The 23,549-nt window shown below is 55.4% G+C and carries 25 protein-coding genes and 2 pseudogenes; 15 read left to right on the forward strand and 12 right to left on the reverse strand.

What is annotated here, in order from left to right:
- The first annotated feature begins 15 nt into the window (after nucleotides 1-15).
- The 6 genes and pseudogenes from ELB75_RS01260 to ELB75_RS01285 all read left to right on the forward strand — a co-directional run.
- Nucleotides 16-294, forward strand: a complete 279-nt coding sequence (locus ELB75_RS01260) for a surface lipoprotein assembly modifier (RefSeq protein ID WP_241236121.1) — start codon at nucleotides 16-18, stop codon at nucleotides 292-294.
- Between the two features lie 77 nt (nucleotides 295-371).
- Nucleotides 372-599, forward strand: coding sequence for a hypothetical protein (locus ELB75_RS01265; protein ID WP_126982377.1), 228 nt, complete (start codon nucleotides 372-374; stop codon nucleotides 597-599).
- An 84-nt stretch (nucleotides 600-683) separates the two neighbouring features.
- Nucleotides 684-3,911, forward strand: a complete 3,228-nt coding sequence (locus tag ELB75_RS01270; protein ID WP_126982379.1) for a restriction endonuclease subunit S — start codon at nucleotides 684-686, stop codon at nucleotides 3,909-3,911.
- 26 nt (nucleotides 3,912-3,937) lie between these two features.
- Entirely contained in the window at nucleotides 3,938-4,468 is a 531-nt protein-coding gene (locus ELB75_RS01275; protein ID WP_206501474.1) for a restriction endonuclease subunit S, read from the forward strand.
- A 94-nt stretch (nucleotides 4,469-4,562) separates the two neighbouring features.
- Nucleotides 4,563-6,839: a Tex family protein gene (locus ELB75_RS01280; protein WP_126982382.1), complete on the forward strand. Its 2,277-nt coding sequence runs from the start codon at nucleotides 4,563-4,565 to the stop codon at nucleotides 6,837-6,839.
- Between the two features lie 228 nt (nucleotides 6,840-7,067).
- Nucleotides 7,068-7,229, forward strand: a pseudogene (locus ELB75_RS01285) (IS30 family transposase); the annotation flags it as partial.
- Nucleotides 7,230-7,408: 179 nt separating this feature from the next.
- Here ELB75_RS01285 and ELB75_RS01290 read toward each other — a convergent pair.
- From ELB75_RS01290 to ELB75_RS01305, 3 genes are all read right to left on the reverse strand, one after another.
- Nucleotides 7,409-7,990: a DsbA family protein gene (locus ELB75_RS01290; RefSeq protein WP_126982384.1), complete on the reverse strand. Its 582-nt coding sequence runs from the start codon at nucleotides 7,988-7,990 to the stop codon at nucleotides 7,409-7,411.
- Nucleotides 7,991-7,995: 5 nt separating this feature from the next.
- Nucleotides 7,996-8,769: a 4,5-DOPA-extradiol-dioxygenase gene (gene ygiD / locus ELB75_RS01295; protein ID WP_126982386.1), complete on the reverse strand. Its 774-nt coding sequence runs from the start codon at nucleotides 8,767-8,769 to the stop codon at nucleotides 7,996-7,998.
- 424 nt (nucleotides 8,770-9,193) lie between these two features.
- Nucleotides 9,194-9,550 (reverse strand): winged helix-turn-helix transcriptional regulator, encoded by a 357-nt coding sequence (locus ELB75_RS01305; RefSeq protein ID WP_114921355.1) that lies wholly within the window; start codon nucleotides 9,548-9,550, stop codon nucleotides 9,194-9,196.
- 104 nt (nucleotides 9,551-9,654) lie between these two features.
- On the opposite strand from ELB75_RS01305, the gene ELB75_RS01310 reads away from it, so the two are divergent.
- Entirely contained in the window at nucleotides 9,655-10,671 is a 1,017-nt protein-coding gene (locus ELB75_RS01310; RefSeq protein ID WP_126982388.1) for a zinc-binding alcohol dehydrogenase family protein, read from the forward strand.
- 195 nt (nucleotides 10,672-10,866) lie between these two features.
- Here the strand turns inward: ELB75_RS01310 and ELB75_RS01315 are convergent, their stop codons facing one another.
- The 8 genes from ELB75_RS01315 to ELB75_RS01350 form a co-directional block, all read right to left on the reverse strand.
- Nucleotides 10,867-12,774: an ATP-binding cassette domain-containing protein gene (locus ELB75_RS01315; protein ID WP_126982389.1), complete on the reverse strand. Its 1,908-nt coding sequence runs from the start codon at nucleotides 12,772-12,774 to the stop codon at nucleotides 10,867-10,869.
- Nucleotides 12,775-12,815: 41 nt separating this feature from the next.
- Nucleotides 12,816-13,466 carry a MepB family protein gene (locus ELB75_RS01320; protein WP_126982391.1) on the reverse strand — a complete coding sequence of 217 codons (651 nt, stop codon included), beginning with the start codon at nucleotides 13,464-13,466 and terminating at the stop codon, nucleotides 12,816-12,818.
- Nucleotides 13,467-13,522: 56 nt separating this feature from the next.
- The gene (locus tag ELB75_RS01325; protein ID WP_126982393.1) at nucleotides 13,523-14,230 is read right to left on the reverse strand and encodes an O-methyltransferase; all 708 of its coding nucleotides are present in this window, start codon (nucleotides 14,228-14,230) and stop codon (nucleotides 13,523-13,525) included.
- A 170-nt stretch (nucleotides 14,231-14,400) separates the two neighbouring features.
- Nucleotides 14,401-14,997: a DUF4303 domain-containing protein gene (locus ELB75_RS01330; protein ID WP_241236097.1), complete on the reverse strand. Its 597-nt coding sequence runs from the start codon at nucleotides 14,995-14,997 to the stop codon at nucleotides 14,401-14,403.
- 146 nt (nucleotides 14,998-15,143) lie between these two features.
- Nucleotides 15,144-16,124, reverse strand: a complete 981-nt coding sequence (locus ELB75_RS01335; protein WP_126982395.1) for a carboxylesterase family protein — start codon at nucleotides 16,122-16,124, stop codon at nucleotides 15,144-15,146.
- Between the two features lie 20 nt (nucleotides 16,125-16,144).
- Nucleotides 16,145-16,591 (reverse strand): tetratricopeptide repeat protein, encoded by a 447-nt coding sequence (locus tag ELB75_RS01340; protein WP_126982397.1) that lies wholly within the window; start codon nucleotides 16,589-16,591, stop codon nucleotides 16,145-16,147.
- 88 nt (nucleotides 16,592-16,679) lie between these two features.
- Entirely contained in the window at nucleotides 16,680-17,429 is a 750-nt protein-coding gene (locus ELB75_RS01345) for a class I SAM-dependent methyltransferase (protein ID WP_126982399.1), read from the reverse strand.
- A 56-nt stretch (nucleotides 17,430-17,485) separates the two neighbouring features.
- Nucleotides 17,486-18,160: a response regulator gene (locus ELB75_RS01350; RefSeq protein ID WP_126982401.1), complete on the reverse strand. Its 675-nt coding sequence runs from the start codon at nucleotides 18,158-18,160 to the stop codon at nucleotides 17,486-17,488.
- Nucleotides 18,161-18,403: 243 nt separating this feature from the next.
- Between ELB75_RS01350 and ELB75_RS01355 the strand changes: the two genes are divergently transcribed.
- Nucleotides 18,404-18,970, forward strand: a complete 567-nt coding sequence (locus ELB75_RS01355; protein ID WP_126982403.1) for an inner membrane CreD family protein — start codon at nucleotides 18,404-18,406, stop codon at nucleotides 18,968-18,970.
- 291 nt (nucleotides 18,971-19,261) lie between these two features.
- On the opposite strand, the gene ELB75_RS01360 is transcribed toward ELB75_RS01355, so the two are convergent.
- Complete coding sequence (locus tag ELB75_RS01360; protein ID WP_126982405.1) at nucleotides 19,262-19,846, reverse strand: hypothetical protein; 585 nt, start codon at nucleotides 19,844-19,846, stop codon at nucleotides 19,262-19,264.
- Nucleotides 19,847-19,944: 98 nt separating this feature from the next.
- On the opposite strand from ELB75_RS01360, the gene ELB75_RS01365 reads away from it, so the two are divergent.
- The 7 genes and pseudogenes from ELB75_RS01365 to ELB75_RS01395 all read left to right on the forward strand — a co-directional run bounded on the left by ELB75_RS01365 (nucleotide 19,945) and on the right by ELB75_RS01395 (nucleotide 23,547).
- Nucleotides 19,945-20,595, forward strand: coding sequence for a 4'-phosphopantetheinyl transferase family protein (locus ELB75_RS01365; protein WP_126982406.1), 651 nt, complete (start codon nucleotides 19,945-19,947; stop codon nucleotides 20,593-20,595).
- Nucleotides 20,596-20,653: 58 nt separating this feature from the next.
- Nucleotides 20,654-20,763: pseudogene (locus ELB75_RS13160) on the forward strand (IS5/IS1182 family transposase); the annotation flags it as partial.
- A 99-nt stretch (nucleotides 20,764-20,862) separates the two neighbouring features.
- Nucleotides 20,863-21,606, forward strand: coding sequence for a beta-ketoacyl synthase chain length factor (locus ELB75_RS01375; RefSeq protein WP_126982408.1), 744 nt, complete (start codon nucleotides 20,863-20,865; stop codon nucleotides 21,604-21,606).
- Nucleotides 21,585-22,367: a lysophospholipid acyltransferase family protein gene (locus tag ELB75_RS01380; RefSeq protein WP_126982410.1), complete on the forward strand. Its 783-nt coding sequence runs from the start codon at nucleotides 21,585-21,587 to the stop codon at nucleotides 22,365-22,367. The genes ELB75_RS01375 and ELB75_RS01380 overlap by 22 nt, the downstream gene beginning before the upstream one ends.
- The gene (locus ELB75_RS01385; RefSeq protein WP_067529951.1) at nucleotides 22,360-22,620 is read left to right on the forward strand and encodes a phosphopantetheine-binding protein; all 261 of its coding nucleotides are present in this window, start codon (nucleotides 22,360-22,362) and stop codon (nucleotides 22,618-22,620) included. The genes ELB75_RS01380 and ELB75_RS01385 overlap by 8 nt, the downstream gene beginning before the upstream one ends.
- A 130-nt stretch (nucleotides 22,621-22,750) precedes the next feature.
- Nucleotides 22,751-23,011: an acyl carrier protein gene (locus ELB75_RS01390; protein WP_064083727.1), complete on the forward strand. Its 261-nt coding sequence runs from the start codon at nucleotides 22,751-22,753 to the stop codon at nucleotides 23,009-23,011.
- On the forward strand, nucleotides 23,008-23,547 hold the full coding sequence (locus tag ELB75_RS01395; RefSeq protein WP_126982414.1) for a COG4648 family protein: 540 nt from the start codon (nucleotides 23,008-23,010) through the stop codon (nucleotides 23,545-23,547). Before ELB75_RS01390 ends, ELB75_RS01395 begins: the two co-directional genes overlap by 4 nt.
- Nucleotides 23,548-23,549 lie beyond the last annotated feature (2 nt).

Consider the following 23,549-nt stretch of genomic DNA (forward strand, 5'->3'; position numbering starts at 1 on the left):
GATTACAAAAGCAGCCTGCACGGCGGTTGGACACGCCACTGGGGCAACAGCCGCGCCTTCGCCACATCGCTCAACATCAGCGTGCAGCGCAGAAACTACCGCGGCCCCGACATCTTCAATATCCAGCGACGCGACACCGAATACTTCACCCGCCTGTCGCTGTTGCACAGCCGCCTCTCCTGGAAAGGCTTCACCCCTCGCCTGAACTGGACATGGTCGCACATCCGCAGCAACCATTTCTATTACCGCTATAACAACCACCGCGTGTTTTTGGATATATTCAAGCAGTTCTGATAAAAAAGCAGCCTGCACTTTGCTGGTTACAGTAAAATCAAATCTATTGGCTGGCCGCACCCCCGAAAGTCCCCCCCATGACCGCCCACACCTACGAACACAAATACCGCCTTGCCGCCCAATTTGCCCGCCGCTTCCAAAACGAAAAGCGCGAACGTGCCGAAAATAGTAACGCAACGGTACTGCCAACCAAAACTGCTTTGACGCACTGCTGGAATTATTCGGCTAGGACAACTGGCTCTACATTTTTTATGACAATGACGAATAATATGATGCAGAATAAGCTTATGATATTTTTCAGATAGCCCAGCCTGCAAACAAAGAAAACCTTAAAACGGTCATTTCAGGCAGCCTTTTCTTTTCCCCTATTTTTTAAGAACCTTTCAATTATGATTAACAAACAAAACCTGCCCCAATTCCTAACCTATTTGGGCTTTACCCAACAAAACCAAATCTATACAAAATCCCTGCACGGAAACGAACTAAAAGTCGACTTTGCCAATGAAAGAATCATCTATCCTAAAGGTGTAACCGCCCACCGCGACACTACCAAGAATTTCAGCCAACCTGAAAACTTCGTTGTGTTCGAATGCGTGCACAACCTGCTGCAATCGGGCTACAAACCCGAACACATCATTTTGGAGCAGGGTATGCCCGGTGGACACGGCATGACGGGCGGATTTTGCGACATCATTGTGCAGGATAATGATGGGCAACCCTATCTGCTTATCGAATGCAAAACGGCAGACGGCGACAAAAGCAAAGAATTTTCCCGTGCATGGGCGAAGATGCAGAAAGACGGCGGACAGCTTTTCAATTATTACAACAGTTATCGCCAGGCACAATGGCTGTGTCTGTATACAAGCGATTTCGTCAACAATCAGGCAGAATCCGTTTACCACCTGATTTCTATGAAAGATAACGACGAATATCTGGGTAGTAACGAAAAGCTACTGAGTTTCAAAAAAGTGCAGGAGGAAAATGGCTCAAAATCCGACTATTTCAAAGTATGGAGCGAAACCTACCAGCAGGACTTTATTTCCCACAATCTATTTGAATCCGCACCATTCAATATTGGCAGTCGCCCCTACAATGTGCGCGATTTAAAAATCGTGGACAACAACACCATTCAGAAAAAATATCACCAGTTTGCCACCATCATGCGCCAGCATAATGTTTCTGCGCGGGAAAATGCCTTTGACAAACTGGTAAACCTATTCCTGTGCAAAGTCGTTGATGAAAAAGCAAATCCTGAAAATCTGAAAGTCTATTGGAAAGGCGCGGCCAGCGACAACCACTATGACCTGCAAGACCGCCTGCAACAGCTTTACCAGACCGGCATGAAAGAATTTTTGGGTGAAGACGTTACCTACATCAGCGCGGAAACGCTGGACAACGCTTTTCACCTGTTTAAAAACCAAAAAGACGAAACCAAGCGCACGGTAATGGAATATTTCACCCAATTAAAATTCTATTCCAACAACCCCTTCGCTTTTTTGGATGTGCATAACGAAAAACTCTTCTTCCAAAACGCCGTCATTCTGAAAGAAATCGTGCAGATGTTGCAGGACATCAAACTCAAAAACGAAGAAGGGCAGCACCAGTTTCTCGGTGATTTGTTTGAAGGATTTTTAGATCAGGGCGTAAAGCAGTCCGAAGGACAGTTTTTCACGCCCATGCCGATAGTCAAATTCCTGATTTCCAGCCTGCCGTTGTCTGAACTGCTGCAAAACAGCGAAGCTCCCAAAGTAATCGACTACGCCTGCGGCGCAGGGCATTTCCTCACTGAATACGCAAGCCAAATTAAATCTCTGCTGCAAAGTGGGCAAAACCCCGCCGATTTCTACCCGCACATTTACGGCGTGGAAAAAGAATACCGCCTCTCCAAAGTCGCCAAAGTGTCCGCCTTCATGTACGGACAGGACGAAATGAACATCATCTATGCCGACGCCCTCGCCCAAAATGACGGCCTCAAAGACGGTAGCTTTTCCCTGCTCGTTGCCAATCCGCCGTACAGCGTTAAAGGCTTTCTTGCCACATTGGGCGAAGAAGACAAAGCAAAATTCACGCTCTACCCGCACGTTTCCGATGAAGACAGCTTCAACAGCATCGAGACCTTCTTTATCGAAAAAGCCAAGCAGCTTTTGCATTCAGACGGCATTGCCGTCATCGTGCTGCCGTCCAGCATCCTAACCAACGGCAATATCTATATCAAATGCCGCGAAATCATCCTGCAATACTTTGATTTGGTCGCCATTGCCGAATTCGGCTCGGGCACGTTCGGAAAAACCGGCACCAACACCGCCACCCTGTTTTTGCGCCGCAAATCCGACACGCCAAACCTGGCTGAACACTACCAAAACCGTATAGAACAATGGCAATCGGGCAATTTCGGCTTTGACGGATTATTTGCAGACAGCCATCTGCTTCAAAACTACTGCGGACATTGCGGTTTCGATTTGGCGCAATACCAGGCCTTTTTAACGGCACAAAGCAAGATGCCGCCCGAAATCGCCGCAACCGAAGTATTTCAGGAATACCGTAAGATTTTCGACAAGAAAAAACTGCCCAAAAGCACCGATGTGGAAAAAGCGTGGCTCGATTTCGCTAAAGAGATTGAAGCCGACAAACTGCGCCATTTCATGCTCGCCGCCAACAATCCGCAAAATGTGCTGGTAGTGAAAATGCCGTCCGAAACCAAAGAGAAAAAAGCCTTTTTGGGTTATGAATGGAGCGCAGCAAAGGGCAACGAAGGTATCAAGTATCTGGGAGGACAGACCGAAAAGGACGAAGAAGGCCTGCAGCATTTGCAGGGTATCAACAAAATCCAAACCCCGCTCTTCAACCCGCAAAACCTGTTTGATGAAGACAAACTCAACAGCCTGATACGGCAAAATTTTTCAGGTAGCCTGCAAAACATACCCGAACACCTGGCAAACTTCGCCACACTGCTGCCGCTGGCGGAAATGCTTGATTTTGGGCGGGCGGATTTTGATAAAGCTATTCGGATGAGCGTGCAGAAGAAGGTGGAAATTGTAAGTAAGTATCCATTGGTGAAGTTGGCTGATGTTACTGAAATTTTAAGTGGGGGAACGCCAAGTACAAATAATGCTGAGTATTGGGATAATGGTACAATTTTTTGGGCAACACTTGTTGACACCAAAGAGAAATACTTAACTAAAACAGAGCGCAAAATAACAGAGAAGGGGCTAAATTCTAGTAGTGCAAAATTATTACCCGTAAATACAGTTATTTTTTCAAGTCGCGCAACCATTGGAGATGTAACGATTGCAAAGGTTGAAACAGCAACCAACCAAGGATATAAAAACTTCATCTGCAATCCAAACGCTATAAATTATGAATACCTGTATTACATCCTTAAACAGCAAGCAAAAAATATTGAAAGTCTAGCTAGCGGCATGACTTATAAAGAAATTAGCAAAACCGAGATTGGAAATTTTAAAATCCCGCTCCCACCCTTAGATATCCAGCAAAAAATCGTGGAAGAATGTCAAAAAATTGATGACGAATTTAACCGCACCCGCATGAAGATTGAAGAATACCGTGCCAAAATAACCAATATATTCAATGGATTGGAAGTGATTCGGGGGGGGTAAAACGCTTTAAGATCAGTGAGTTAAATGTGCTGTTAAAACGTGGCAAATCACCAAAATATGGCAGCTCTGCTATCCAGGTCATCAAGTCGGGACAAGCTCGCGGATACGGCGAGTTTGATTTCAAAGAACCCTTTTTCTTAGCTGATGATTTCGTTTTAGACGAACGAAAACTACAAAAGGGAGATATTTTGATTAACTCGACAGGTGTTGGAACAGCCGGGCGAGTTACGTTATTTGATTTAGATGGGGATTTTGTCGCAGACAGCCACATCACTATTTTTAGAACCAATGATAAGGTACTGCCCAAATTTGCCCTTTATTCGTTGGCACACATTGGCTTTAAAACTATCGAGAAAATGGCAAATGGTGCTAGCGGACAAATTGAACTGACTTTAAGCACCATTGGAAATATTGCTTTTTTTGTTCCCGATTTGGAAACCCAAAAATCCATCATCGCCCAAATTAACGAATATGAAGCCGAAATCGCCGCCTGCGAGCGGGAAATCCAGTCCCTGCCCGCGCAAAGGCAGGCAGTGTTGGCAAAGTATCTAAATTAGAACAAGGATATATCTATATTAGAACAAGGATATATCTATTCATTCTTTTTCAGGCTGCCTGAAAAAGCAGCCTGCACCCATCCAAAGGACCCCCATGAACATCACCCAAATCCTCTCCCAAGAGCTCTCCGCCACTGCCGCGCAAATCACCGCCGCCGTCGAGCTTTTGGACGACGGCGCGACCGTGCCGTTTATCGCCCGCTACCGCAAGGAAGCCACGGGCGGGCTGGACGATACGCAGTTGCGCCAGCTTGCCGAGCGGCTGCAATACCTGCGCGAGTTGGAAGAGCGCAAAGCCGTTGTTTTAAAAAGCATTGAAGAGCAAGGCGAGCTTTCAGACGACCTCAGGGCGCAAATCGAAGACGCCGACAACAAAACCGCGCTGGAAGACCTGTATCTGCCTTACAAACCCAAACGCCGCACCAAGGCGCAAATCGCGCGCGAACACGGTTTGCAGCCGCTGGCGGACGTGTTGCTTGCCGAGCAGCCGCAGGATGTTGAAGCCGCCGCGCAAGGCTACCTGAACGAAAACGTCCCCGACGCCAAAGCCGCGCTGGACGGCGCGCGTGCAATTCTGATGGAGCAGTTTGCCGAAGACGCGGAACTCATCGGCACGCTGCGCGACAAGCTGTGGAACGAAGCCGAAATCCACGCGCAAGTCGTTGAAGGCAAAGAAACCGAAGGCGAAAAATTCAGCGATTATTTCGACCACCGCGAACCCGTCCGCGCCATGCCCAGCCACCGCGCGCTGGCGGTTTTGCGCGGCCGCAACGAAGGCGTGTTGAACATCGCGCTCAAATACCAGCCCGACGACACGCCGATTACCCAGCAAAGCGAATACGAGCAAATCATCGCCCGCCGCTTCAAGGTTTCAGACGGCCACAAATGGCTGCGCGACACCGTGCGCCTGACTTGGCGCGCGAAAATCTTTTTATCGCTGGAACTCGAAGCCTTAGGCCGTCTGAAAGAAGCCGCCGACACCGACGCGATTACCGTGTTCGCCCGCAATCTCAAAGACTTGCTGCTCGCCGCGCCCGCCGGACGGCTGACCACGTTGGGCCTCGACCCCGGCTACCGCAACGGCGTGAAATGCGCCGTGGTGGACGACACGGGCAAGCTGCTGGATACCGTCATCGTCTATTTGCATCAAGAAAACAATATGTTGGCAACGCTGTCGCACCTGATTAAACAACACGGCGTGAAGCTCATCGCCATCGGCAACGGCACCGCCAGCCGCGAAACCGACAAAATTGCGGGCGAACTGGTGCGCGGAATGCCGGAAATGGGGCTGCACAAAATCGTCGTTTCCGAAGCCGGCGCGTCGATTTATTCTGCGTCCGAACTGGCGGCGCGCGAGTTTCCCGACTTGGACGTTTCCCTGCGCGGCGCGGTGTCCATCGCCCGCAGGCTGCAAGACCCGCTTGCCGAGCTGGTGAAAATCGACCCCAAATCCATCGGCGTGGGGCAGTATCAGCACGACGTGAACCAAAGCCAGCTCGCCAAATCGCTGGACGCGGTGGTCGAAGACTGCGTGAACGCCGTCGGCGTGGACGTGAACACCGCCTCCGCCCCGCTCTTGGCGCGGATTTCCGGTTTGAATCAAACCCTTGCCCAAAACATCGTCGCCTACCGCGATGAAAACGGCGCGTTCGACAGCCGCAAAAAACTGCTGAAAGTGCCGCGTTTGGGCGAAAAAACCTTCGAGCAGGCAGCGGGCTTTTTGCGGATTAACGGCGGCAAAGAGCCGCTGGACGCGAGCGCCGTCCACCCCGAAGCCTATCCCGTCGTCGCCAAAATGCTGGCGCAACAAGGCATTACCGCCGCCGAACTCATTGGCAACCGCGAGCGCGTGAAGCAAATCAAAGCATCCGACTTCACCGACGAACGCTTCGGCCTGCCGACCATTCTGGACATTCTGTCCGAGCTGGAAAAACCCGGCCGCGACCCGCGCGGCGAGTTTCAAACGGCCTCCTTCGCCGAAGGCATCCACGAAATCAGCGACTTGCAAGTCGGCATGATACTCGAAGGCGTGGTTTCCAACGTCGCCAACTTCGGCGCGTTCGTGGACATCGGCGTCCATCAGGACGGCTTGGTGCACATCTCCGCCCTGTCCAATAAGTTCGTCCAAGACCCGCGCGAAGTGGTGAAAGCCGGCGACGTGGTGAAAGTGAAAGTGCTGGAAGTCGATGCCGCACGCAAACGCATCGCGCTGACCATGCGCTTGGATGACGAGGCCGATACGGAAAAACGCGGGCGCAGGCTACCTGAAACCGAAAAACGCGGCGCAAACAACCGTTCAAGCAAGCCACAGCGCGAAAAGCAGCCTGCAAATTCGGCGATGGCGGATGCGTTGGCGAAGTTGAAGCGGTAACAGTAGGCGGATTCGGATTTGAAGTGCAACTTCCATAATAGAAAAAGGCTGGTATGCGGTAGCATACTGGCCTTTCCTGCAAGAAAGATTGCCATGGGCTACACGCAACTGACCCAAGACGAACGATATAGTGAATTAACAAAAACCAGTACAGCGTTGTCTCACCTTGCCGTAACGTGTGTACTGTCTGCGACTCGCCGCCTTGTCCTGATTTTTGTTAATCCACTATACTTCCCCAAACAAACCGATTTCCGAAACATCAGTGATCGGGAGATACGCAGGGTTCAAGATGAGTTAAACCACCGGCCAAGAAAAACACTTGGCTACGAAACGCCAAGTGTTTTATTCTTGAATCCGTTCCAACCGCTAGTGTCTGAGTGTTGCACTTGAAATCCGAATGCAAGACCGTCTGAAAACATAAAGTCGGCACAACAAAAAGCAGCCTGCACTTTGTTTTCCAAATGTGCAGGCTGCTTTTGCGTTTTCAGGCTGCCCCAAACAGCCAAAAGGCTACCTGAAAGCGCAGCTTCAACGGAGTTAAAACCATTTTCTAGCAGCCTGCAACCCATCTAGCGCAAACTGTCCGCAGCAATTTGCGTCCAGCCGTTTTCGGTTTGCCGCACCACAAACGGCACGCCGCTCACGCCGAATTGTCGGGCAAGGTTGGCGCCGTCGGCAATACGCTGTTTGGCCTGCGCTTCGGTAGCGGGGTTGGTCAGGATTTCCGCTGCCTGCGTGCAGCCGATTTGGCGCAATATGTCGGCCAACACATCCAATTTTGCCGTGTCCAAGCCGTCTTCGTAGCGGGCTTTTTGGCAGGCGCGCAGGGCTTCCGGTTCGCGTTCGGGTTCGGTGGCCTGCACGGCGGTTAAGGCTTGCACAAGCGGAAAGGAATTGAAGTTGGTGGGCTGCTGCAAAATGTTGCGGCGGTAGGCTTCGCTGAACGGCAGGCCGGTGAGCCGGGCGATGCGCTGGTCGTTTTCCCATGCGTGTTCCGTCCAATCCGGCGACATGATTTTGTCGCGGCAGAACAGGCCGGTGGGCACGAGTTTCACATCGGCCGTTTGCGCCAGTTTTAAAATGCCGTCTGAAACAGAATAGCACCAGCCGCACAGCGGGTCGAATAAATAGAGAACGGTTTGTTTAGTCATGATTTTTACCCGATTAAGACGGAAGTCATGCTGATCGAGCCGAAGGCGAGTTCGTCATTGAATATTTCCATATCGTCCTGCGGTTCGCGCAGCGCGGCGGTGTAGAGCAGCGGCAGGTAGTGTTCGGGCGACGGAACGGAGAGCGTGGCGGCTTCCCCCAGCCGTTCGTAATGCACCAGCGTGTCGTTGTCCCGCGCGGCAAGGGCGCGGTTGACGGCATTGCGGAAGTCTATTGCCCAGTCGTAGCCCGCGGCGGGTTCGCGGCGCATGGCGCGCAGGTTGTGCACGATGTTGCCGCTGCCGACCACCAGCACGCCCTGTTCGCGCAGCGGGGCGAGTTTTTTCGCCAAATCGAAATGCCATTGTGCAGGCTGCATCAGGTTCAAGCTGAGCTGCACCACGGGAATCTCGGCTTCGGGATACAGGTGTTTCAGCACCGCCCACGCGCCGTGGTCGAAGCCGCGTTCCGGTTTCGTTTCCACATTTGCAGGCTGCAACAACGAGCGCACCTGCCCCGCCAGTTCGGGCGAGCCGGGCGCGGGATATTGCACTTGGCTGAGTGCTGCGGGGAAGCCGTAAAAATCGTAAATCATTTCGGGGCGTTCGCCGGACGTTACCTGCAAACGGTTGCCGTACCAGTGCGCCGAAATCATCAGAATGGCTTTGGGCTTGGCAAATTTCTGCACGATGCGGCGGAAGCCTTGGTTGAACGGGTTTTCCGCGTCCAGCGCGTTCATCGGGCTGCCGTGTCCGACAAACAATACGGGCATTTTGTTCATGGTGTTTCCCAATTCGTTTTGATGCCGATGATTTTAAGGGAAACTTTTGTGCGAACAATCCCGTTTGGGGAAGAATATATTTTCTTAATGGGAAATCATTAGCCGCTTCAATACCCTCATGTTTTACTCTCACGTTTTTTAAAGGCTACCTGAAAACATGGGTGAGTGCGTGATTGGCGCGATCAAAAGCAGCCTGCACTTTGTTTTCCAAATGTGCAGGCTGCTTTTTATTTTTCAGGTAGCCTTTCAGACGGCCTCTCAGGCTACCTGAAACCTCAAATCACCCCCCGTTCTGCTTCCCTTCCAGCATCTCCCACTGCTCTAATTTCTCCAGCAGCATTTCGATTTCTTCCGCGCGCGCTTGCAGGCTGCTTTTTCGTTGTCTTTGAAAATTTCAGAAGCCTTTCGGTTCGGTGTTGCCGTTCTACACCTTGCCTGCCGCGCGGTTTTCTTTTAAGCCGTCGCCCCATGCCTTCAATGCCAGCAGCACGGGGGCAAGCGTTTTGCCGTAATCCGTTAGCCGGTATTCCACGCGCGGCGGGACTTCGGGATATACGGTGCGCGAAATGATGCCGTCGGCTTCCAATGCGCGCAGTTGGGCGGTCAGCGTGCGCTGCGACACATCGGGCAGGATGCGGCGGATTTGGTTGAAGCGCAGCGTGCCGTCCGTGTGCAGGCGGTAGAGTATTGTGCCTTTCCATTTGCCGCCGATAACGGAAAGCGCGGCTTCCACCGAGCAGCCTTCGGCGCAGTCGTAGCTTGGGTGCGGTGTGCGGGGCATGACAGTATCCTTTATGTAACTATATGAAAAATAAGTGCGTTCTTGTTGATGGTGTACTTCGGGTGCATGATACACGCTTTCAGACGACCTAACAGGAGAACATCATGAAAGCCATCGGTTTCAACCGTCCTTTGCCCGTTTCCAAACCTGAAGCCCTGCTCGACATCGAACTGCCCGAACCCGAACTGCGGCCGCACGATATTTTGGTTGCCGTGCAGGCGGTTTCGGTGAATCCTGCCGATGTGAAAGTTCGGGCGGCGCATACGCCTGCGGCAGGGCAGTACCGCGTATTGGGTTACGACGCGGCAGGCATCGTTCAGGCAGTCGGCAGCGAAGTGCGGCATTTCAAAGTCGGCGACGAAGTGTATTACGCGGGCGCCATCAACCGCCAAGGTTCGAACGCTCAATTACAGGCGGTGGACGCGCGCATTACCGCCAAAAAACCGCGTTCGCTGGATTTTGCCCAAGCCGCCGCGCTGCCATTGACGGCGATTACCGCATGGGAAACGCTGTTCGACCGCTTGGACGTGAACAAACCAGTGGCAGGCGGCGCCAATGCGCTGCTCTTAATCGGTGGTGCAGGCGGGGTCGGCTCACTTGCCATCCAGTTGCTGAAAAAGCGCACCGACATTCAAGTCATCGCCACCGCTTCCCGCCCCGAAAGCCGCGCGTGGGTGAAGGAATTGGGGGCGGATTTCGTCATCGACCATCATGAAAACATGGCGGAACAGGTTGCCGCGTTAAATATCGGCGCGCCATCGTTTGTTTTTTCCACCAATCATACCGACCGCCATCTGCCGCAAATCGTGGAACTCATCGCCCCACAAGGCAGAATCGCGCTGATTGACGACCCCGAAACGCTGGACGTGAACCCGCTCAAAGGCAAAAGCCTGTCGCTGCATTGGGAATTTATGTTTACCCGCCCGCTGCGCGAAACGGCAGACATCGAACGGCAGGGCGAAATCCTGGCCGAAACCGCGCGGCTGGTGGACGAAGGCATCATCCGCCCGACCGCCACCCAAATCCTGCACGGCATCAATGCCGCCAACCTGCGCCGTGCGCATGAGCGGGTGGAACGCGGGGATATGGTCGGCAAGCTGGTGGTGGCAGGCTGGGAATAGGTTTGCAGGCGGAAGCCCGTATGTTCAGCTTCGCAGAAACCGGGCTTGCTTGAAAAGGCTTCGTTTTTAGAGAGTCTTTTATGGCGTCATTTAGGCTACCTGAAAGCAGCCTGCACGCGGAAAACCAAGGTGCAGGCTGCTTTGTATTTTTCAGGCAGCCTTCCAAACGCCCCATCAGGCTACCTGAAACCCAAATCACCCCCCGTTCTGTTTCCCTTCCAGCATCTCCCACCGCTCCAATTTTTCCAGCAGCAGCGTTTCGATTTCCTCCGCGCGCGCTTGCAGGCGGCCGGCTTTTTCGTAGTCTTTGAAGATTTCGGGGTCGGAAAGCTGGGCATTCAAATCGGCCTGTTCGGCTTCCAGCGCGGCGATTTCGTCGGGCAGGGCGTCGAGTTCGCGCTGTTCTTTGTACGACAGCTTGGCCGTGCGGTTGGGCTTGGGTTTGTCTTTTTCAGACGGCCTTTCGGGCTTGGCGGCGGGGGCGGAGGCAGCCTGCACTTTTTCTTCGCGCGCCTTCGCGTCGGCATAGTCCTGATAGCCGCCGATGTATTCTTTCAGACGGCCTTCTCCTTCAAATACAATGCTCTGCGTAATCACGTTGTCCAAAAACATACGGTCGTGGCTGACGAGGAACACGGTGCCGGCGTAGTCGCGCAGCAGTTCTTCCAGCAATTCCTGCGTGTCGATGTCCAAATCGTTGGTCGGTTCGTCCAGCACCAAAATGTTGGCGGGGCGGGTGAACAGTTTGGCCAGCAAGAGGCGGTTGCGCTCGCCGCCGGAGAGCGATGACACGGGCGACTGGGCGCGGGCGGGGTGGAACAGGAAGTCTTCCAGATAGCCCATCACGTGCCGCTTTTTGCCGCCGATTTCCACATAATCGTTGCCCTGGCCGAGCGTGTAGAACACGGTGTCGTTTTCGTTCAGCGCGCTGCGGAATTGGTCGAAATACGCCACTTCCTGCTTGCTGCCGAGGCGGATTTTGCCGCCGGTGGGCGCGAGTTCGCCCAAAATCAGCTTCAAAAACGTGGTTTTGCCGATGCCGTTCGCGCCGATGAGTCCGATTTTGTCGCCGCGCTGAATCACGGCGGAAAAGTCGTTCATAATCAATTTATTGCCATACGCAAACGAGGCGTGTTCCAGCTCGGCGACGATTTTGCCGCTTTTCTCGCCCGAATCGAGTTTGAACGACACCTGCCCCTGCCGTTCGCGCCGCGCTGCGCGTTGTTTCCTTAATTCTTCCAATCGCTTAACGCGACCTTCGTTGCGCGTGCGCCGCGCTTCGATGCCTTTGCGAATCCACGCCTCTTCCTGCGCGTGGAATTTGTCGAACAGACGGTTGTGTTCGGCTTCCACGGCCAGTTCTTCCGCCTTTTTCTCGCTGTATTTGGCGAACGAGCCGGGGTAGGAGCGCAGGCTGCCCCGGTCGAGTTCGACGATGCGGTTGGCCACATTGTCCAAAAAACGGCGGTCGTGGGTAATCACAATCAGGCTGCCTGAAAAGTTGTTCAGCAGGTTTTCCAGCCACAAAATCGCGTTAATATCCAAATGGTTGGTCGGCTCGTCCAGCAGCAGGATGTCGGGCTTCTGCACCCACGCCTGCGCCAGCGCGACGCGCTTTTTCTGCCCGCCGGACAAATTGGCGATTTTTTCGTTTTCGGGCAGCCCCAACTCGCCGATGGTCTGGCTGACCAATGCGTCGAACTGCCAGCCGTTTTGCGCTTCGATTTGGTTTTGCAGTTCGTTTAATTCCTTGATGAGGCTGTCGTTTTGCCCGTGCGCCAGTTCGCGGCCGATTTCGTGGTAACGCCGCAGCACGCCGCGCAGGCTGCCCAGCCCTTCGGACACAATGTCGAACACGGTGGCCGCGCCGTCGAAAAAGCTTTCCTGCGGCACATACACGGTTTTCAGCCCGTTTTGCAGGATGAGCTGGCCGTCGTCGGGTTTCTGCACGCCGGCGAGGATTTTCAGCAGGCTGGATTTGCCCGCGCCGTTGCGCCCGATCAGGCCGACTTTGTCGCCCGCGGCCAGTTGGAAAGACGCTTTGTCGAGCAGCGCGACGTGCCCGAAGGCGAAGGATAGGTTTTCGGCTTGGAGGATGGTCATGGTAAGTCCTTGTTTTGTTGGGGTGCAGGCTGCTTTTCGGCTTAAAGCAGCTTGGCTAATTGCGCCAGCCCTTGGGGGCTGGTATCCGTGAGTTCTGCAAAGTGGGTGCATTGCCAAATTTGGGCTCGCTTGGCCTGTGCCGCCGACGGCATCACCCAAGGTGCGTAAACCCGAAACGCGCGTTTTCCCCCTATGGATTTCTCAGAAAAAATATCTTTTTCGGCCAGCAGCCGGCATGGGAAAACGAACACGCCGAAGCGCGGATGTTCGTCTGCCAGGACAATCACCTTATCAATGCCGTCGTCGCGGTCAAACGGCGCGATTTCGCCGGATATTGCTGGGCGTTTCCAAAGCGCGACAAATTGGCCGATTTTTTTGGGCGTGTGTTTGGCCTGACGAAACAAACAGGTTTGTCCGTCCATTTCAAAACGAACCGCGCCGTATTCGGCACTTTCTTTTTCCCGTTCAATGTTCGCAGTGGTTTTGCCCAAAGGCTTTAAGAATTGTTCCTGAAACCGGTTGAACGAATCGGGTAGGCTGCCCTGCGATGGATCGGCATGCCAAGATGCGCCCGTTGGGTTGTTCGGTGTCATGTTCATCTCTTTGAAAATTGGAAGCTTGGGCAGCCTTCTTTCGGGCTGCCTGAAAGCAGCCTGCACTTTGGGTTGATACAAACGGCGGGGTTTCGGCAATCTGCTCTCTCCTGAGGGGATGGGGTTGCAGGCTGCTTTTTAGCTTTCAGACGGCCTCAAACAGCATCCGCCCCACCTGTTTTCACGCTGTATTCCAAGGCCTTATGCGGCTTTAAGGTAGCGGAAACGTAGCCGTTGGCAGGATTGCGGATGTAGTCCAGATAATCCTGCATGGCGGGGGTGTAGCCTTCCACGTCGTCCACGGCAACGGCGGCGCGCGGGGCGAGTTTGGGTTCGAGCAGTTTGAACACGGGGTAAACCAAGTTCGGCCAGCCGTCGAGCAGCACGAAATCGATGCTGCCGGGGATGTCTTGCAAAGTTTCCAGCGCGTCTCCTTCGCGCAGTTCGATGTGGTCGGCCAGCCCTGCGGCGGCGAAGTGGCGGCGGGCGGCTTCGGCTTTGTGCGGCAGGTATTCGGTAGTTATCACGCGACCGCCGTTTTTCTTGGCCGCTGCGGCCAGATAAAGCGTGGAAATGCCGTAAGACGTGCCGAATTCGACGATGTTTTTCGCGCCCTTGGCCAAGGCCTGCATATACAGGAATGCGCCCTGCTGCGGGACGATGGGGATGTATTTGTCGTCGAAATAGGCTTCGTTTTCGCCCGTCCAGCCGCTGCCTTTGCCCAGCAGTTTGGGCAGTTGGGGTAGGAAATGCCATATCAGGCCGGGAATCTGGCGTACGGCGGCGGTGTAGAGGTCGAACAATACGGCTTCGGTTTTCGCGTCGTTTAAAAAAGCGAAGTCTTGGCGGGTGGGCTTGGGCATGGTTTTTCCTTTCCGAGGGGGCTGCCTGCAGGCTGCTTTTAGGCTACCTGAAAAATACAAAAGCAGCCTGCACTTGGGTTCTGTGCGGCAAACGGCGGGGCTTCGGCAGTCAGTTCCCTCCTGAGGGGCGGGGTGCAGGCTGGTTTTTGGGCTTTCAGACGGCCTGAAAGTTACACAAATTCAGGGAAATGCCGTTGCAGTTGTTCGGACGTGAGGCTGGGGGCAATCAGTTCTTCGTCTTCATCGCAGGCAACGGCGACAAAATCGGGGGCGACGAGCTTGGCGCGCAGCAAATCTTCGGTGGCGCGGCGGCAGGCGCGCGGAAAACATTGGCGGAAGCGGTCGTATAAATCGTCCCAATCGGCTTCTTGGCGCACGGCAGCCTGCACGCTTTGCGCCGCCGCATTGCCCGCCGCGCCGCCGTCAAACATATATTCCGCCAAATCCGCGCCCGACCAGCGCAGCGACTGCTCCAGTTCGGCACGGCTTGCGGTCGAACCGTATTCGCTTTGGTATTTTTCCACCACGCGCGCAAGCAGCTCTTCTGTGCCGACCGACAGTGAGGGGAAATAGAGATAGGTATTGTCGCAGTAGAAGTTGTGGAAAATGGCGGCATACACGGTTTCGTGCGGGTGCTGCCTACGGATACTGTGCACGGCATCCACGATGATTTGATAGGCAAGGTTTTCGATAGATTGCCAATCCGGCTGCGGCATGGTGTGTCCTTTCAGGCTACCTGAAAAAGATGAAGGCGGTTTCGCGGGCATCGGGTTCGGTATTTTAGTGGCGTTGGCGGGATTCGGGAATCCGATTTCATCGGTAAAGGAAAGTGCAGGCTGCTTTTTGGGTTTTCAGACGACCTCAAAAGCAGCCTGCACTTGGTTTCAGGTAGCCTGCAAACTGCGCTGGCGGCTTACTTGCCGCGCCGCTGCTGCATCAGCCAATCACGGGCGGGTTCGAGCAGGTAGGCGTAATCAAACGAATACATATGCTCCGCGCCTTTGTGGGTGCTGTTTTCTGGAATCACCGTATTCGGCGTGAAGCGGATGAAGTTGATGCGTTTGCCTTGGGCGAGCATTTGTTGGACTTTTGCGTCTTGTTCCGCCTGCGGCAGTTTGGCGGAAAACTCGGTTTCGGCGTAGGCGACTTTGTTTTGTTGCAGCATTTCGCCGACTTGCGCCATGCCTGCCGATGCCTTCGGGTCGGCGGCGGAAACGGTGTAGATGAATTTCGCCCGCGTCAGCGGTTTCAATACGTTGATGTCCCATTGGCTGCCGACGAACATGGAAGCGGCGAAGAAATTCGGCTCGATGCTGTTGAGATAGAAGGAAATCATGCCGCCCATGGATTGGCCTGTGGTGTAAACGCGGTCGGGGTCGATCGGTTTTTGGGTCATCAGGCTTTTGACGAGGCGCAGGGTCATGCCGACTTCGTCTGAGGTTTGCCATTGGTCATTGACCGCCGTTTCGGTGTAGGACGGCACGAGGACGAAGGCAGGGTGTTTTGCCTGCGCTTCGTCGGTTGCCCAAATAATGCCGCCGTAGCCTTGCATCAGCGGGGCTTTCACGCCTTTGCCTGCGGTGCTGGCGTCGGCAATGAACATCACCAGCGGGTATTTGCGGCCGGGTTCGAGGTTTTTCGGCGTATACAGGTTGTACTGCATTTCTTTGCCCGTTTGCGGGTCTTTGAAGGTCAGCACTTCAAAACGCGGGGCGATTTGCTCGCGCAGGGCGAGCAGGCGGCTGTCGTAGGATTTGTCCGCGCCGCCGTATTGTTTGTCCCAAGCGGGATTTTGCGCGCTTTGGGCGGCGGGGCTGTTTTCAGCGGTGTTTTGCGTGGCGGTGCAGGCTGCCAGCAGCAGGCCGGCGGCGATGACGGCGGCGGTCTTTTTCATGGGGTTGCTCCTTGAAAGGATTAATTTGCTTTAACGCCCAAGCGGTTTAGCGCGTCAATGGCGGGCTGGGAAACATGGTCGCCGCGTGCGGCGGAGTTCTGATACCAGCGCACGGCTTGGGTCATGTCTTTTGCCGTGCCGACGCCGTTTTCGTAGCAATAGCCCAGCCAATATTGCCCGGTAATGTCGCCCGCTTCGGCTGCTTGCGTGAAGTAGGCAAAGGCGGTTTGCGCATTTTGGGCGACGCCTTCGCCGTTCAGATACATCAGGCCCAGATAACGCGGCGCTTTCATATGCCCCGCCTGCTGCGCCTGCTCAAAGTAAGGCAGGGCGTGTTGGTAATCCTGTTTTTGATACAGGGCGATGCCTTCGTCCAGCAGGGCTTTCGCCTGCTCGTTATGCTGCGGGACGGCGGAGCAGGCTGCAAGAAGGACAGAGATGGCAAGTGCGGATAGTTTGGGTTTCATGGGCGTTTCTTTAATGGGGAGGGTTATCACGATTGATCTTTCAAGAAAAGGCTGAAGGTCGTCTGAAAAAGCAAATGCGGCGGCTGTTTCAAGCAGGTTTGCGGAAGGTGATGCAGTAAAAGCGGTTGCTCCACAGCAGCCGCGTTTTCTTTTCCCGTACGGTTTCGGGGATGCAGTTTTCAATTTGTGTCAGGTCGAAATCGGTGTCTTGGAAGTAGCTCCGCGTGAATAGGCTTTTTTTATATTGTTGTTGGATGAAGTCGGTGGTTTCGTCTGCAATCATGATTTTGGTGTCGGGTTTGGCGACGCGCAGCATTTCGTTGATGGCTTTTTGTTTGTTGCTGAAAAAATTGATGCCGCCCACATGGAATACGACGTCGAACATATTGTCGGCAAACGGTAAGTCTTCGGCGTTGCAGTGTACCAAGTCCAAGCCCGCCGCTTTTTTCCGCCATATGTCGCGGCAGCGTGCCAACATGCCGAGCGACAGGTCGGCGCCGGTCAAGTCCAGCGCGGCGGGGTCGATGTCGGCGGGCAGGTGGTTTAAATCGGTACCTGTGCCGATGGAGACGTAGAGTGCGGTACAGTCTTGCCGCCATTCCAGTTCGCCCATCAGGCTGCGCCGCATTTCGTTGATGCTGTTGCCGTATCTGAGGCGGGCTATCCAGCGTTCGCCGAAGTCGTACCAACGGGCGAGGCGGTTGTACATTTTCATGTATTTGGCGTTGTCGCCCGTTACGTTGTCGGAATCGAGGCACAACAAGATGCCGTTTTGTTCGGGCGGAAGCGAGTTTTGTAAGGCGGGTTTGAGCTTTTGGATGAGCTTGGCGGAAGACATGGTGTTACTCCTGTGGATAGTTGCAACAGCTTGAAAGGCCGTCTGAAAACCGTGCTTCAGGTTTCGTTAAAACTGTACCCCAGCCCGTGATGGGTACGGATGTGTTCGTCGGCGATGCCGGCTGCGCGCAGTTTGTGGCGCAGGGCGCGGATGTGGGTGTTGATGGTGTGGGGGTCGGAGGGGCGGTTGCCGCCGAACATGGCAGTGAGCAGTTCTTCGCGGCTGAACACGCGGCCGGGGTGGTGCAGCAGGGTGCGCAGCAGGCGGTATTCGCCCTGCGTGAGCGGCAGTTCGCGCCCTTGGTGGCGGATGCAGCAGGCGGGCGCGTCGTCGTGCCAGACGGGGGCGGCTTCGGCGGCGGGCTGGGTTTGTGTGCGCCGCAGCACGGCTTTTACGCGGGCGACGAGTTCGCGCGGGCTGAAGGGTTTGCCGATGTAGTCGTCTGCACCGAGTTCGAGGCCGAGGATGCGGTCGGTTTCTTCGTCTTGGGCGGTGAGCATGATGACGGGCTGGGGGTGTTGAGGGCGCAGGGTTTTGAGCAGCTCGAAGCCGTCGGTGTCGGGCAGGCCGACGTCGAGCAGGAGCAGGTCGAAGTGTTCGCGCGCGAGCAGTTGCCTTGCCTGCTCTGCGGTGGGGGCGATGCGTGCGGTGAAATGGGCGCGGGCAAGGGAGAGTTCGACCAGTTCGGCGATTTCGCGTTCGTCTTCGATGATGAGGATATGCGGGTTCATGGGGAGGGCGGATTACAAGCTTTGGATATAGGGCGGCAAACCGCAAGCAGCGCAGTAGTGCGGCAGCGGAAGTTAAGCTGCCGCCAATTCTACGCAAACGCGCTGGGTTACACACGCTTAGGCGCGGCAATCTTCATAAAATCTTCATCATTGTTCCACAAAAAATTGATGCGTGCCGGGCATACTGTGCGCCGTTGGCAGGCTTGTGCCTTGGCCGCATTCAATTCTTTAACGGAGTAAAAAATGAACCAGAAAATATGGAGCGTGATTGGGCTGTGTATCGTGTTTGCCGTGGTGCTGTTTTCGATTTACGGCCTGGCGGAGCAGCGGGAGTATTACCAATCCAGCATGTTGCTGAGCAAGGAAGACTACCGCATGATTATCCGCAGCGTGAAATACGGCATGGTGTTGGTGGTGCTGGTGTTTGCCTCGTTCTTTTTGAGCGAGGTGTTGCAGGAGTGGCGCATCCACCCGATGCAGTATTTGCTGGTGGGCGCGGCTTTATCGATATTTTATCTGTTGCTGCTCTCGCTGGCGGAACACATCGGCTTTACTGCCGCCTATGCCGTCGGCGCTTTTGCCTGTATCAGCCTGCTGTTTTGGTATCTGCATTTCGTGCTGGCCACCGTGCGCGGGGTGTATATGATGACGGCGCTTCTCATGGCGGCCTACGGCATGATGTTTGTGCTGGTGAAAATGCAGCAATACAACCTCTTGGCCGGTTCCTGCCTGCTGTTTGCTGCGCTGTTTGCGGTGATGTATTACACACGGGAGATTGATTGGTATGAGCTGGGCAAACCGGAAAAGTAATAGGGTTGAAACTGCGTTAAAACCTCGCTTTCAGGTAGCCTTGAGGCTTGAGCGGAGGCTACCTGAAAAATAAACAGCAAATGCTTGAGCCTTATGCCAGACCATTTGCGCTTAGGCTGTATATAGTGAATTAACAAAAACCGGTACGGCGTTGGCTCGCCTTGCCGTAACGTGTGTACTGTTTGCGGCTCGCCGCCTTGTCCTGATTTTTGTTAATCCGCTATAGAAAACAAAAAGGCTACCTGAAAACCGCCAATCGGGTTTTCAGGTAGCCTTTATGCCGCAATCGGCTTAGCGGGCGATGTTGCCGCGAATGACCACGCGGGCGTGGAACGTACCCACTTCGCAGTCATACTGGCCGCCGCGCAACACTTGGCGGTTGTAGTAGCTGTGGAAGTTGGTTACGCGGTTGGCGCCGTGGGATTGGGCGGTTTGCTGGAATTTGAGGGCGGCGTTGATAAAGGCGCGTTCGCAGGCGGCTTCATCCGATTTGTTGGCCGCATTGGCTGCCTGACGGGTGATGAGGTTGGCACGAACGGTATGGCCGCCGCCGCCGAAGCTCACCGGCACGCTGGAATTGAGCGCGCTCTTGGCTTCTTCGGAAGCCAATACGGTACGGCCGTTGCAGCGGTACACTACTTTGCGGCCGCCGCGGTTGGGGTCGTCATCCTGCAGCAGGCGGCACACGCGGCCGGTGGTTTGGGCGGTGGCGTTGGGGTTGCTGCGGGCGGTTTCGTTGCGGCTGCTTCCGGTACGGCCTGATTCGGCGCGGCTGGCCTGGCTGTCGGTGTTTTCCGGTGCACGGTTATTTTGGCAGCCGGCAAGGCCGAAAGCGGCTACAATCGCAGCCGCCAGCATGATTTTGCGAGACTTCATATTTGCTCCCTATTCTTAAGCTGGTTGGAAAACCAAAAATCCGCGGCAAACTCAGCCGCGAGTTCACGGAAATTAAAGTATATTAAAAAATCTTTCCCATGCCTACCCGTCTATCGCCAAAACCCATCCTCCGCTTCTATCTTGCCACACCCGATTGCGCCGCCCGCTGCCGCGCCGAACTGCTGGATGAGGCCGACCGCCTGCACCTTTCGTGCCATCCTGCCCGCGCGGCGCAAACCGGCTGGCGGGCAAGCCGTTTCCTTAAGCAGCAGGCGGCGGCAGACGGGTTTTCAGACAATCCGAATTTTTCAGGCAGCCTCAGCCACAGCGGCGGCCATGCGGTGCTCGCCGTGCCGTCTGCCGATTTCCCTGTGGGCGTGGATTTGGAAAGGCTGCGCCCGCGCCGTTTCGATGCCTGGCCGGATTGGGTGTTGCAGGCAGACGAAGTGCAATGGCTGCAAAGTCATGCCGATTCGGCCGATTATTATGCGCTGTGGACGCTGAAAGAAGCCTTGCTCAAGGCGGTAGGATTGGGGTTGGCCGATATGCCGCAAGTAGGGCTGCGGCAGGAGGGACGGGATTGGCGGCTCTGTGCGGACGGCTGCTTTTGGCAGGGCGCGGTATTCTTGTTGGGCGGGGAATGGCTGTGCGGCGCGGTATGGCCGCCGGAAGCGGTTGCGGAATGGGAATGGCGCGGCTTCGGCGCATGGCAGACAGTGGGAAAGCAGCTGCTATACCGCTTTACCTAGGCGTTTTCGGATGGCGTCAAGCCCAAACCCGCCGCCGTCCGACACTTTCTTTCCACAAAAATATAGTGGATTAAATTTAAATCAGGACAAGGCGGCGAGCCGCAGACAGTACAAATAGTACGGCAAGGCGAGTCAACGCTGTACTGGTTTAAATTTAATTCACTATACAGCCTGCATTTTTCAGGTAGCCTGCAAGATGCCCCGCATAACACATTTTTGCTATAATCGCGCCACTTTTTACCGGCCCGAAAAGGCTGCCTGAAAACCATGACCGCCGATTTCCGCCTCCGCTTTTCCATCCAAAGCTGGCACGCCGCCTCCACCCGCCTGCACACAGGCGAAGACTGGGCGGCGTGGGCATCCGGCCGCTTAAACGCCGCCGATTTGTCCGACACGCCGCCGAAGGTGGATTTCCTGCCCGCCATGCAGCGGCGGCGGCTCGGCCTCTCGGCGCGGCTGCTGTTTGCGGCGGCGCATCCGCTTTTGGCGGAAAGCGAGCCCTGCCCGCTGGTGCTCGCCTCGCACGACGGCGAAATCAACCGCAGCTTCGGCTTGTGGGTTACGCTGTTGCGCGACAACGAAGTTTCCCCCACTTCCTTCGGCCTGTCCGTGCACAACGCCCTGGCCGGGCAATGGTCGATGCTGCGCGGCGACATGAGCGAATACACCGCGCTTTCGGTGCGGCAGAGCGGTTTGGAAAGCGCCGTGCTCGAAGCAGCCGGCCTGCTGGCCGATGGGGCGGAGCGCGTGTTGGCGCTGGTGGTGGACGAACCCTTACAGGCGCAATATCCCGCCGCACCGGCAGAACGCGCACCCTTCGCTCACGCGCTCGCGCTGCTGCTCACCGCCGGCGAAGAATGGGAACTTTCCCCCGCCGCGCCCGATGGTGAAACGGCAAACTGCGGCTATTGGGGCGCGCTCGAATGGCTGCGGCAACAGCATTCAGGCAGCCGCCGGTGGATAAACCGTTATGCAGACAAGGCTTGGCAATGGCAGCGCCTTACCCCCTAAGCGCCCGCCTAAACCGCCTGTGGCGATTGCTGGCCACCGGGCTGGGCTTCGTGTTTTTCGGCGTGTTCGGCGTGCTGCTGCAAATCGTGCTGCTGCCCTGGCTATGCCGCCCATCGCCCACTTTGGCGCAGCAAAAGCAGGCGCGCCGCTTGGTGACGCGCACCTGGCTGTGGTTTAGCTATTATTTGATGCGCTCCGGCATTTTGCGCGCGGAATTTGAAGGCTTCGAGCGGCTCGGCCGCCCCGGCCAGCTGATTTTGGCCAATCATCCCTCGCTGCTGGATGTGGTGTTCCTGCTCGGCCGCGTGCCCGAAGCCAACTGCATCGTGAAAGCCGATTTGCAGCGCAATCCGGCTATGGCCGGGCAAATCCGCGCCTGCGGCTACCTGCCCAATCAGGAAGATTTGGATTTTGTGGAAGCCGTGCACCAAGTTTTGCAGCAGCAATGCCTGTTGGTATTCCCCGAAGGCACGCGCACCGGCTGGGACGGCGTGGTGAAATTTCATCGGGGCGCAGTATCCATCGGCCTCAGGAGCGCGCAGGTCATCACCCCCGTGGTGATTCAAATGCAGCCGCCGAACTTCAAAAAAGGCCAGCCGTGGTACAAAATCCCGCTGCAAAAACCGGCCTACCGCTTTATTGTGGGCGACGACATCAACCCGCAGGACTGGTTAAACAAGCACCCCCTGCCCATCGCCGCCCGCCGACTCAACGACCACCTGCAACAATATTTCAATGAAAGAAGCCAAAAACATGACTGATTTGAAACAAGAAATCAAACAACTGATTATCGACAGCCTCGGCTTGGAAGACCTTACTCCTGCCGACATCGGCGACGAAGAAACCCTGTTCGGCGACAGCGGCCTCGGCCTCGATTCCGTAGACGCACTCGAACTCGGCTTGGCCGTGCAAAAACACTTCGGCTTCCAGCTCGACGGCGAAAGCCAGGAATTGCGCGACAGCTTCGCCAATGTGTCCACACTGGCCGCCTTCGTGCAAAAACAACGCGGCTAGCCAAAGCAGTTTGATTAAGGCTACCTGAAAGCAAGTGCAGCGGACTTCCGCCAAGCCAAAGGCAGCAGGCTACCTGAAACATAGGCCGGGCATTTCTGCCCGGCCGCCACCCATCATTTAAGGAACACCCATGACCGAAACCGAAATCCGCGCCTTCCTGTTCGACATACTGGAAAACATGTTTGAAATCGACACCAGCAACGTAACCGGCAGCACCAACCTCTACGAAGACCTCGAAATCGACAGCATCGACGCCATCGACCTGCTCGACCAAATCAAACGCCAAACCGGCTACAAACTCCAAGCCGACGACTTCCGCAACGTCCGCACCATCGACGACATTGTGGCCGCCGTGTCCAAGCTCTACCAAGAAGCCAAGCCCGAAGCGTGAAAACCGCCGCCAAAATCCTGCTCGGCATCTTGAGCGTACTCTACCCCCTGCTCTGGTATTACGGCCGCGAGCAGGGCTGGTTTTATCCGCTGGCCGGCTTCATGCTCCTGCTCTGGCTCGCCCGCGCCGCCATGCAGCGCGACCCCGGCCAGAGGCGCGTTTCCTTGCTGGTGGCCGCCTTCTTCGCCGCCATCCTCCTATTAAAGCAGCCCGGCAGCATGTATTGGTATCCCGTGTGGGTAAACGGCCTGCTGCTTCTGCTGTTCGGCCTCAGCCTCACGCAAAAACAAAGCCTGATCGAACGCCTCGCCCGCCTGCAACACCCCGACCTCCCGCCTGAAGGCGTGGCCTACACCCGCCGCGTTACCCAAATCTGGTGCGGCTTTTTCGCCCTCAACGGCGGCCTCGCCGCCCTGCTCGTGCTGCTCGAACAATACCGCTGGTGGGCGCTCTACACCGGCATCATCGCCTACATCCTGATGGGCATCCTGATGGGCGGCGAGTTTGCCTACCGCAAGTGGGTGTTGAAATTGTAAAG

This window comes from Eikenella corrodens, from assembly GCF_003990355.1.
Taxonomy (GTDB): Bacteria; Pseudomonadota; Gammaproteobacteria; order Burkholderiales; family Neisseriaceae; genus Eikenella; species Eikenella corrodens_B.